The 11,022-nt window shown below is 69.6% G+C and carries 10 protein-coding genes; 9 read left to right on the forward strand and 1 reads right to left on the reverse strand.

All coding sequences use genetic code 11. The features are described 5' to 3' along the window. Positions 1–334: 334 nt before the first annotated feature. Positions 335–3,076 carry a bifunctional [glutamine synthetase] adenylyltransferase/[glutamine synthetase]-adenylyl-L-tyrosine phosphorylase gene (locus tag WEA29_10045; GenBank protein MEX2324096.1) on the reverse strand — a complete coding sequence of 914 codons (2,742 nt, stop codon included), beginning with the start codon at positions 3,074–3,076 and terminating at the stop codon, positions 335–337. A 47-nt stretch (positions 3,077–3,123) separates the two neighbouring features. Here WEA29_10045 and WEA29_10050 point away from each other — a divergent pair, with 47 nt between their 5' ends. The 9 genes from WEA29_10050 to WEA29_10090 all read left to right on the forward strand — a co-directional run bounded on the left by WEA29_10050 (position 3,124) and on the right by WEA29_10090 (position 10,915). Then, positions 3,124–3,930 (forward strand): aminotransferase class IV, encoded by an 807-nt coding sequence (locus WEA29_10050; GenBank protein MEX2324097.1) that lies wholly within the window; start codon positions 3,124–3,126, stop codon positions 3,928–3,930. A gap of 67 nt (positions 3,931–3,997) precedes the next feature. After that, positions 3,998–5,509 (forward strand): phosphoenolpyruvate carboxykinase, encoded by a 1,512-nt coding sequence (locus WEA29_10055; GenBank protein ID MEX2324098.1) that lies wholly within the window; start codon positions 3,998–4,000, stop codon positions 5,507–5,509. After that, a complete protein-coding gene (locus WEA29_10060) occupies positions 5,506–5,922 on the forward strand; it encodes a hypothetical protein (protein MEX2324099.1) in 417 nt (138 codons plus the stop codon). Before WEA29_10055 ends, WEA29_10060 begins: the two co-directional genes overlap by 4 nt. Before the next feature lie 355 nt (positions 5,923–6,277). Then, complete coding sequence (locus tag WEA29_10065) at positions 6,278–6,709, forward strand: (2Fe-2S) ferredoxin domain-containing protein (protein ID MEX2324100.1); 432 nt, start codon at positions 6,278–6,280, stop codon at positions 6,707–6,709. Further along, a complete protein-coding gene (locus WEA29_10070) occupies positions 6,706–7,659 on the forward strand; it encodes an alpha/beta fold hydrolase (protein ID MEX2324101.1) in 954 nt (317 codons plus the stop codon). The genes WEA29_10065 and WEA29_10070 overlap by 4 nt, the downstream gene beginning before the upstream one ends. 248 nt (positions 7,660–7,907) lie before the next feature. Continuing rightward, complete coding sequence (locus WEA29_10075) at positions 7,908–8,810, forward strand: COX15/CtaA family protein (protein ID MEX2324102.1); 903 nt, start codon at positions 7,908–7,910, stop codon at positions 8,808–8,810. Continuing rightward, positions 8,735–9,670, forward strand: a complete 936-nt coding sequence (locus WEA29_10080; protein MEX2324103.1) for a heme o synthase — start codon at positions 8,735–8,737, stop codon at positions 9,668–9,670. Before WEA29_10075 ends, WEA29_10080 begins: the two co-directional genes overlap by 76 nt. After that, positions 9,667–9,840, forward strand: coding sequence for a hypothetical protein (locus WEA29_10085; protein MEX2324104.1), 174 nt, complete (start codon positions 9,667–9,669; stop codon positions 9,838–9,840). The genes WEA29_10080 and WEA29_10085 overlap by 4 nt, the downstream gene beginning before the upstream one ends. A 31-nt stretch (positions 9,841–9,871) precedes the next feature. Next, positions 9,872–10,915, forward strand: coding sequence for a phosphotransferase family protein (locus tag WEA29_10090; GenBank protein ID MEX2324105.1), 1,044 nt, complete (start codon positions 9,872–9,874; stop codon positions 10,913–10,915). Positions 10,916–11,022: the final 107 nt, after the last annotated feature.

Genomic DNA, 11,022 nt, shown 5'->3' on the forward strand with positions numbered 1-11,022 from the left:
GGAGCGACCGGAGGGGAGGGGGGAGGGTAAACGCTACGTGGGCCTCGCGACGCGTTGGGCCTCCCCCTCCGTCATCGGCCTTCGGCCGCTGCCACCTCCCCCTGCGGGGTAGGGGACCGCGTTTGAGGTCCTTTTGCGGTTCCTCCCCCTGAAGGGGGGAGTCCCGTAGGGAGCGGAGCGACCGGAGGGGAGGGGGGAGGGTAAACGCTACGTGGGCCTCGCGACGCGTCTGGCCTCCCCCTCCGCCATCGGCCTTCGGCCGCTGCCACCTCCCCCTGCGGGGGAGGAGAGTCCGAACGGGCCAATCCCTGACCGCGCGCTCTCTCGCGACGCGCTAATCGCTCTTCTCGTAAAACACCCGCTCAAAGACGCGTCTGGCCCGGCGGGTGACCCTTCGGTACTCCTCGCGTAGGGATGATCGAGGGTGGGTCTCGTAGCCGAGGGCCAGGCCGAGGCGGGCGGCTCGGTCCGGGTCGGTCGGGATGGAGTCGGCGGCCCGACCCGCCAGGTGGAAGAGGCGGTTGCGCACCCGGGCGCAGAAGCGGTACGCCTCGTCGAGGACGGCGGCATCCTCGACGTCGAGGTGTCCGGCCGCCGCCAGCGCAGCCACCCCACGGAGGGTTGACGGCGTCAGCACCGACGGGTCCTCGGACCCGTGGCGCATCTGAAGCAGCTGCACCGTCCACTCGACGTCGGCCATGGCGCCGCGGCCCAGCTTGACGTGAAAGTTCGGGTCCTCGCCGAGGGGGATCCGCTCGGTCTCGACCCGCGCCTTCATCGCTCGAATCTGGCGCGTCGCCTCGCCATCGAGGCCCCGCCCGACCACCACTCGCCGCGCTGCGGCGACGAACCGCTCGCCGAGTTCCCGATCGCCGGCGACGAGCCTGGTCCGTAGCAGGGCCTGGCGCTCCCAGGTCTGAGCCCAGGCGGCCCAGTAGTCGAGGTAGGCGTCCATCGAACGCGCCAGGGCACCCTTGCGACCGTCGGGACGGAGGCCGAGGTCGATCTCGGGCAGCGGCAGTCCGGCGGCGGGACGACCCATGAGGCCGACGAGGCCCTCGGCGATGCGCGCTGCAGCCGCATCGCTCTCGTCGTCGGTGCGCTGGAACACGATCAGCAGGTCCAGGTCGCTGGCGTAGTCCAGCTCCGCCCCACCGAACTTTCCGGCACCGATCACCGCTACCGGTGGCACCGACCCGGGCGGGCCCAGTCCGCTGACGACGGCGGTGAGCGCCGCTTCCAGGACCGCCTCCGAGACGGCGGTGAGTCGTCCCGCCACCGAATCGCTGTCGGCGGCACCGCCCAGGTCGGCGGCGCTGATCTCGAGCAGCTGCTCGGCGTAGAAGCGTCGCAGCGACTCGGCCCGATCGGCCGAGGTCTTCCGGGCGACCAGGCGTAGCGCCGCCTCGTCGCGCAACGCCGCGGCGTCAGGGGCGGCGGCGAGTGCCCCGTCGTCGCCGAGGTGGAGGTTGGTGAGGGGAAGCCGAGCCGCCAACGGCCCGGCGAGCCGGGAGGTGCCGAGCAGCCGGCAAAGGCGTTCGCCGGCGGCCGGATCGTCTCGGAGCACCGCGACCAGAGCCTCGTCGTTGGGCGGCTGGGTCGCCAGGCGGTGGAGCTGGGCGAGACCGAGATCCGGGTCGGGTGATTCCGACAGCCATCGGAGCAGGAGGGGGAGCAGCTGGCGCATCAGTCCCCCTCGACGGGTGAGTCCAGCGGTCAGTTCGGTGACGGCGGTTCGCATGGCCGCCGAGTCGGTGAACCCGAAGGCGCCCATCTGGCGATCGAGGGCCGCCGGGTCCGGCGGGGTGGCGGCGAACGCCTCCATGAGCGGTCGGTAGAACAGCCGCTCGTGAATGGTGCGCACCCCGGCGCGATGCCTGACGAGGTCCGCCTCGAACGTCTCCAACGCTCCGGCGTCACCGGAGTCGCGGTAACCGGCCGACTTGGCCACCCGTTCGCGAGCGAGCGGATCGGCGGGGAGGGCGTGGGTCTGACGCAGGTCATAGAGCTGAAGGCGGTGCTCGACGTGTCGCAGCCAGCGGTACGACTCGGCGAACGCATCCGCATCCTCGGTCGCGACGTATCCACCGTCGGCGAGCAGGCGCAGGCCCGACAGCGTGTTGGCCGATCGGAGTCCCGGATCGGCCCGGCCGTGCACCAGCTGGAGCAGCTGGACGGCGAACTCGACATCGCGGATCCCACCGACGCCGCGCTTGAGTTCGTCGGGTCCGGCCACCATGGCTTCGGTGCGCCGCTTCATGGCGCGAATGGAACGCACCGCGTCGGCGCCCAGCGTCTCGGGAAACGCGTGCGCCGCCGCCGCCTCCACGAAGTCGTCTCCCAGGGCGCGATCCCCGGCGGCGAACCGAGCCTTGAGCATCGCCTGCGCCTCCCACGGTTCCGCCCATCGCCGCCAATAGGCCCGATACGAGTCGAGGGTGCGTGACAGGGGCCCGGAGCGGCCCTCCGGGCGGAGGTCGAGGTCGCAGCGGAGCCCGACGCCGCCGTCCACCCGGGTGGCGAGTACGCCGACGATGCGTTCGACCGCCCCTACCGCGGCGGGTTCGTCGCCGTCGTGGACGGCGACCAGGTCGATGTCGGACGCATAGTTGAGCTCGTCGCCTCCCCATTTGCCGAGGGCGACGAGCGCCAGGCGATCGTCGCTGGCCGCCAGCTGGAGTGCAAGCCCTGCGCCCTCATCGGCCAGATCGCTGAGGAGGGCGCCGACCTGCGGCATCTCGATGCGACCGGTCAGGTCGGCGGAGGCGATCCAGACGAGGCGCTCAGCGATCGAGCGGCTCAGGTCCGCTGGATCGTCCCCCCTGAGCGGCGGGGCGTCTCGCACCGCGGCGAGGAGGGGCGCCGCCCGCACCCCGAGCTGCCGCACCACGTCGGCGAGTGCCCGGCTTGCACCGGTGACCGCCACCAGACCCCTCCCGAGGTCGTCATCGTCGGCGGCGGAGGCGGCGAGTTCGGGAGCGGCGTCGAATATCGAGGCGAGTCGTGCCGCGGTGGCCTCCGGCTCCGGGCCCCGCGCCACGCGTCGGCGGAGATCGTCGGAGAGGCGTTCCGTCATGAGGGCAAGGTAGCGAGCGAGGGGCGCTGCGGTCCTAGTCTGGCCCGGTGCGGGTCATCATCGACGGCGAAGCGGTCGACGCGGCGCAGGCGACGATCTCCGTGTTCGACTGGGCACTGTTTCGGGGCCTCGGGGCCTTCGAGGTGGTGAGATCCGAAGCCGGGGTGCCCCGGCACCTCGACGCCCACCTCGATCGTCTGGAGCGCAGCCTGTCGGCGCTCCTTCTCGGGGATCTTGATCGGGCTCCCCTCGCCGATGCGGTGAATGCCGTAGCCGCGGAGAACGACGACGGCCTGATCCGGATGATGGTCACCGCTGGGGGGCGGGACCCGGAGGTCATCGCACCATCCCACACCATCATCGTGTGGGAGCCGATGCCGGCGCTCCCCGACACCCTGTCGCTCCTGCCGATGCGGTCTCCGTGGCACCCGGCGACCAACCAGGCGGGGTTCGCCGGGGTCAAGTGGCTCTCCTATGCCCCGAACATGGCTTCGATCGACGTCGCCGTCGCCGCCGGCTATCACGACGCCCTGCTCACCACGATGGACGACGTCGTCCTCGAGCTGCCGACCTCGAGTGTCGCCTGGGTCAGCGACGGCTCGCTGTTCACGCCCTCCCTGGACCTCGGCATCCTCCTGTCGATCACCAGGGAGGTCACTCTCGAGTGCGCCCGGCAAGAGGGCGTCCCCGTGATCGAGGGAACCTTCGGGTTGGACGAGCTCCTCGGAGCCGACGAGGTCATGGCGCTGTCCACCGGCAAGCGGGTCCTGGCGGTCGGGCGGGTCGGCGAGGTCGAGTTCCCCTCCGGTCCGGTGACCGCTCGCCTCGCCGCGGCGTACGATGCCCAACCGTGACGCCGTGGGTGAAGGCGACCGAATCGGGCCGTAGACTGCCCCTGTTTCCGACTCGGATGGTGTGACCATGGACGCGCGATCGGTTCTGCACAACCCGACCGCAGAAGAACTGCGAGCGCTGACGGAGGCACAGCCGTCGGCTCGGCCCACCGAGTACGGAAACCTCAACATCATGACGCAGGTGACCGCCCGCTCCAAGGGTTCGACCTTCATCGTGTCCGATCAGTCCGACGATCACACCGATGCGACCATCCCGCGGGCCGAGTACGACCGCATCGCAGCGATGCAGGACGAATACCTGCGCGGCCTCGACGTGATCGTCATCGACGGCTACATCGGCGATCACCCCGACGCTCGGGTGCGCACCCGCCTCGTGGTGGACAAGCGGTACCCCAACCTGGCGGCCAAGCAGCGCCTCCTCTACTTCCCGGCCGACGACGACGCCGAACCCGAATTGACCGTGTTCTATACGCCGGAGCTCGTTGCCGACGGCTACCCGGATGATCGGGTGATCGCCGTCGATCTCGACAACGGGGTCAGCCGGGTGCTCAACGCCGACTACTTCGGAGAATCGAAGATGAGCGGCCTGCGCATGTGGGATGCCCTCATGTACCGCCGGGGCGGACTCGCCATGCACAGCGGCCTGCGGGTCGTCGGCGACGGCGACGACCGCCGGGTGGGGCTGGTCGTCGGGCTGTCAGGCACGGGGAAGACCACCACCACCTTCTCCAAGGTGGGTGGCGGGGCACCCGTCCAGGACGACTTCGTGGCCCTTTACGAGGGTGGCCGGGTCTACGGGACGGAAAACGGAACGTTCGCCAAGGTGATCGGCCTCACCGAGGAGGCCGAACCGGCGATCTGGCATGGAGCCACCCAGCCCGGTTCGTACCTCGAGAACGTCGCCGTAGCCGCCGACGGGAAGGTCGATTTCGCCGACGGCAGCCACACCGAGAACAGCCGGGCGGTCATCGGCAGTGTCGACATCCCGGGATTCCTGGCGCCGGCGAATGTGGAGCGCGCCGACTTCATGCTCATCCTCAACCGCAACGCCACGATCATTCCCGCCGTCGCCCGGCTCACCAAGGATCAGGCCGCCGCCTACTTCATGCTCGGGGAGACCCAGGGGACCAGTGCCGGGGGGAAGGCGGAGGCCGGCAAGTTCCTCCGGGTCCCTGGCACCAACCCGTTCTTCGCCTACCGGCACGAGTGGCAGGCAAACCGGCTGCGTGAGATCCTCGACACCTGTGATCTCGAGGTGTTCCTCCTCAACACGGGTCGGGTCGGGGGACCGGCGACCGACACCCGATCGCGCAAGGTGACACCGGCGATCTCGGGTGCCATCGTCGCCGGTATCGCTACCGGCGGCATCGAGTGGGAGGTCGATCCCGACTTCGGGTACGAGGTGGCCGTCTCGGTCCCAGGTGTCGACGACACCGGAGTACTCCGGCCCCGTGTGTTCTACGGCGAGCAGGACCGCGCCGATGAGTACGCCCAGCTGGTCGCCGACCTCCAGCACGATCGAGCGGCGCATCTAGCCACCTATCGCGATCTGCTGCCGGAGATCGCGGCCGCGGTGTGAGCGCGCTGGCACTCGCTGACTCGGTCGACGACCTGTACCGCCGGGCGATCGTGTCGCCAGCCGCGGTGGACGAGGTCGCCCTCTCCGACTGGATGGAAGGCGTCGGTGAGTTGCTCGGCGGTGCGCCCGATCGGTCGACGGGGCGCATCCTGCGACGGGTGGTCCGGGACGCTCGCAAGCTCGTTGCCTACTGGGCCGAACGCGACGGGTCCGCTCTTCCCGACTGGCGCAACGGTGTAGATGAGACACTGGGGAGTCGCGGCTGGGAGCCGCAGTTGGACCTCGTAGCCGCCGTCGTGGAAGCGTCCCGGGACCGGGCGACCTTCGACGAGATGCATCTTCGCTATCGCGCCGTGCACTTCCGACCCTGGCTCGACGGAATCAGCTGGGAGGAGTGGCAAGAGGGCTCATAGCTCATGGCTCATGGCTCATGGCCAGAATCGTCATCCGTCATCCGTCATCCGTCACCCGTCGACCGTGAACGAGGGTCCCACACGCGACTCGGAAGACGGAAGACGGAAGACGGTCTCGTACCCGAGACCGCTACTCGCTTGGACGCGGAACGGCCCGTGGTCTTGCGACCACGGGCCGATCCCGGTGGGTGGCAGGCCCCCATGGGGGGCAAGGGAGCCTGCGGGTGGGGTGCCACGGATGGCACCGCCCTCCAATCATAGCCAAACGAACTCCTCCGGTCTAAGGCGCACCCCCTAAATCTCTCGTCCGGCGGGTTCAGGAGGGTTCGGCGGACCCGGCTACCTTGGTGGCAACGTGCTCGACCAGGACCGCCTTCAGGCCATCACCGCCGCCCTGTCGATCGGGGGGCTCCAGCGGCACATCTTCCTCTGCGCCGACGCCACGACGCCCAGGTGCGCGCCGGTCGAGTCCGGCCGCGAGGTGTGGGCTCACCTCAAACGACGCCTGTCCGAGGAGGGTCTGAGTACGCCATCCCCCGCCTGGCGCGGCGACATGGCGGTGGCACCGTCGCAGCCGCTCCAGGGCGCCGGGACGGTCCTGCGAACCAAGGCCGACTGTTTCAGGATCTGCGAGCAGGGACCGATCGCCGTGGTGTATCCGGACGGGGTGTGGTACGCAGGCGTTACCGTCGACGTCATGGAACGCATCATCACCGAGCACCTGATGGGTGGCACACCGGTAGCCGACCACGTCGTGGCCGTGGATCCGCTGGGAGCGAAACGGTGAGGGGTCGTCGCCGCCGATATCCATGGGACGGACCCGGACCGCGATCTCGCCTGCTGACCCTCGCCGGGGCGTGGTTGGCCTGGCGCTGGTTCGGTCCGGAGCCGATCCTCCGCTTCGACGGCCAGCAGACTCGCCCGGAGGGTCCCCCGGGGCGCTCCATCGTGGTCGGACGCCACGAGTTCTTCGTCAGGGAGGTTGGGCCTATCGATGCGCCCAAGGTGCTCCTGTTGCACGGGTGGCTTTACGACAGTCACATGACCTGGCACCGGGTGACCCCGCTTCTGGCCGAGCGGCATCGGGTGATCACCGTCGACCTGCGCAACCACGGCAAGAGCGACCGGATCCGTGGGAGCTTCGACGTGGCCGAGCTGGCGGAGGACGTGGCCCGGCTGCTCGACAGCCTCGGCGTGGGGCCGGTGCCGGTGGTCGGCTACTCGCTCGGCGGGATGGTCGCCCAGGAGCTCGCTCTGCGGTCACCTACGCGCGTCACCTCGTTGGTCCTGGCGGCGACCGCGGCCCGACCCGTCGCCGTGCCGCGTTGGATCACCGTGCCCCTCTTCGTCCTGCTGCGCGCGGTCAGCAGGATCGACCGGTTCCTCCTGCCGCGGTTGGCTCACGGATACCTGCGGCGATCGGGTGCGGTGCCTCCGGAGCACGCCGCATGGCTGTGGCGCTCCCTCCTCGACCGCGACCTCGATCTGTACTGGGCGGCGGGGTTCGCCATCCTGAGGTTTGACGCGACGGCGCGCCTGAGCGGCATCAGGGTTCCGACGACCTGTGTGATCACCCCGAACGATCAGCTGGTGTGGGTCGACCGTCAGCGCGAGACCGCGGACGCCATCCCCGGCGCCGCCGTCGTCGAACTCGCCGGTGGGCGGCACGAAGCGGTGTTCACCCACGCCGATGAGATTGCCAAGGTGATCGTCGAGGCGGCGGATCGGCTCGCCTGAGAGCCCATTGGCGTGCGCTCTCTGACGCGCCGAAACCCGTACCGGTCGGTACGGGTTTCGGGTTCGACTACTGGTCGTTGCCGAGCTGCTTCGCCACCAGCACCCCGAGGGCGACGATGACGAGCAGGAGAAGGATCTTCTTCATGGGCGATCGCTCCTTTCCGCGTCCCTGAGTGTATCGGCCGTTGAAACCATCGCTGGATCACCGGCGGTCCCACCCGGCACCGCGGGTACCCTCACCGCCGCCGATGAAACTCGCGCGCTACGCCACGATCACGCTCGCCCTGACGGTGATCACCATCCTGTTCGGGGCATTCGTCCGGGCTACCGGCTCCGGCGCCGGGTGCGGGTCGCATTGGCCGTTCTGCGGCGGCGAGGTGATCCCCCGGTCACCGTCTGCGGAGACCGCCATCGAGTTCACCCACCGGGCCACGAGCGGCATCTTGCTGCTCATGGTCGCGGTGCTCCTGGTGTGGGTGCTGCGAACCACGCAGAGGGGGTCCCCGGTGAGGCTCGCCGCGATCGGTGCCGCCGTCTTCATGGTTTTCGAGGCACTCGTCGGTGCGGCCCTGGTGTTGTTCGAGTGGGTGGGCGACGACGACTCGCCCGAGCGCGCCGCCGTGGTCGCCGTCCACCTGGTCAACACCTTCATCCTCCTCGCCTCGGTCACGCTCACCGCCTGGTTCGCCGCCGGGAACCCCGCGCCGCGGCGTCCATTCGATCGGGTCACCCGACGCTGGGTCCTGTGGTGCGCGGTGGGTCTGCTCGTGGTGGGATCGACCGGGGCGATCACCGCGCTGGGCGACACCCTGTTCCCGCCGGAGACCCTGGTGGAGGGACTGCGTGACGATTTCACCGGGGTGGTCCTGCAGCGGCTCCGGTGGATCCATCCGGTAGTCGCCGTCCTCATCGCGATCGGGGTAATGCGGTTTGCCTCCCGCCATCAGGGTGAAGCCACCGGTGCCGGCCTCCTCATCGCGCTCGTGGTCGGGCAACTGGTGCTGGGGGTGGTCAACGTGCTGCTGCTGGCCCCGGTGTGGATGCAGCTGGTCCACCTGTTCGTTGCCGACCTGCTGTGGATCGTGTTCGTGATCACGGCGACGTCGGCTCTGGTGGCGCGGGGCACACCATCGCATTCGGTGAGAACGTGACGGTGTCCCGTCTCGCCGCCTACGGGCTGCTGATAAAGGCCCGGATCATCGAGCTGCTCCTGATCACCACGGTGCCCGCCATGGTGCTCGCCGCCGGAGCCTGGCCGGGAACGGGGCTGGTGGCCGCCACGCTCTTCGGTGGCTTCCTCTCGGCAGCCGGGGCCAACGCCCTGAACAACGTGATCGACCGCGACATCGATGGGCACATGGAGCGCACCCGGCACCGACCCCTTCCCGCCCACCGGGTCCGGCCCGGGGAGGCGCTCGTGATCGGCCTCGCCCTCGGAGCCGCCGGTTTCCTCTGGCTGTGGTGGGCGACCAACCTGCTGGCAGCCCTGCTCGCCACCGCCGCCCTGGCGTTTTACGTGCTCGTCTACTCGATGCTTCTCAAGCGCACCACGCACCAGAACATCGTCATCGGTGGCGCGGCCGGAGCGGTGCCGGCGCTCGTCGGCTGGGCGGCCGTCACCGGCACGGTCGGGCTCCCCGCTTGGGTGCTGTTCGCGGTGGTCTTCTACTGGACACCGCCCCACTTCTGGGCTCTCGCCCTTCGCTTCAAGGAGGACTACGGGCGAGCCGGAGTCCCGATGCTCCCGGTGGTCGCTGGCGAGCGGTCGACGACGTGGCAGATCAACCTGTACTCGGTCGTCGTGGTCGCTGTTTCGCTGCTCCTCTATCCCATCGCCTCGGTCGGGTCGGTCTACCTGGTGTCGGCGCTTGCCCTCGGCGCGGTCCTCATCGGCCAAGCGATCGCGCTGCACCGTCGCCCGGATCGCGCAATGCGCCTGTTTCGTTGGTCGAACCTCTATCTGGCGCTCCTGTTCGCCTCGGTGGTCGTCGATGTGCTGGTGGCGGCATGACCGCGGCGCGCCTCGTCCTGATCTCAGCAGCGAGTGTCGCCATCGTGGCGGCGGTCGCGGCGGCCATCGTGACCCGCCCGCGGCCGCGGTCGTTCCTCGACGCGCTCTATCTGGCGGTGCCGGTGCTCGGTGTCGTGGTGCTCGTGGTCTTTGTCGCTGCCCACTCGTGATCGCCGCGGCGGCGTTGGGTAGCGTGGCCCGATGCGCGGTCTTCCCGACGACACGGCACCCATCCGCCCCGACGAGCGTTTCGACGAGGCTCGGGTGGCCGCCCACCTCCGGGAGCACCTGCCCCATCTTCCCGGCGAGGCCGAGATCGAGTTCGCCCAGTTCCCCGGAGGGAAGGCGAACCTCACCTACCTGGTCCGTGCTGGCGACACCGAGCTGGTGCTGCGACGCCCCCCACTGGGTCCGGTCGCACCCAAGGCTCATGACATGGCCCGCGAGCACCGGGTGCTCTCGGTGCTGCACGAGGTGTATCCGAAGGCCCCCCGGGCGTTCCTTCTCTGCGAGGACCCGGAGGTCATGGACAAGCCGTTCTTCGTGATGGAGCGGCGGGTGGGTCATGTCATTCGTGGCGTGTGGCCACCGGAGTTGACGGCCGCCGGAGTCGGTCCGCGCCTGGTGGGGGAGAACCTCGTCGATGCGCTCGCCGAGTTACACGGCGTCGACCCGGTGGCGATCGGTCTCGGCGACCTGGGCCGTCCCGAGGGGTTCGTCGAGCGGCAGGTGTCGGGTTGGACGCAACGCTGGCAGCAAGCCCGTCACGAGGACCTGCCGACGATGGACGAGGTCGCGGCGCGGCTGGCGTCGACCATTCCCACCCCGCAGTCGGTGGCCCTGCTTCACAACGACTTCAAGCTCGACAACACCATGATCGGCGACGACGGTCGCATCGTGGCGGTCCTCGACTGGGACATGGCCACCATCGGCGACCCGCTGGTCGATCTGGGCACGATGCTCGCCTACTGGGGAGCCCCCGGTCCGGCGGCAGCGGTGGCTGCCGACTCGGTGATGGTGGGCGAAGCGATACCGATCGCCGAGGTCGCCGACCGCTACGCCGCCGCCACCGGCTTCGACGTCTCAGGGGCGGACTGGTACCGGGCTCTGGGACTCTTCCGGGTGGCGGTCATCATCCAGCAGATCTACATCCGGTACCGGCGGGGCCAGACGGCGGACGAACGGTTCGCGGTGCTTGGAGGACTCGTGGAGCCGCTCGCCGAGGGCGCGTTGGAGCTGCTCTGAGTCTTTGGTACTTGAGAGGAGCTACTTCTGACTCCCCTCCCGCGTAGGGGGTGGTGGCAGCGGCCGAAGGCCGATGACGGAGGGGGAGGCCAGACCCGTCGCGAGGC

Source organism: Acidimicrobiia bacterium, assembly GCA_040902765.1.
GTDB lineage: Bacteria > Actinomycetota > Acidimicrobiia > Spongiisociales > UBA11373 > DATKBG01.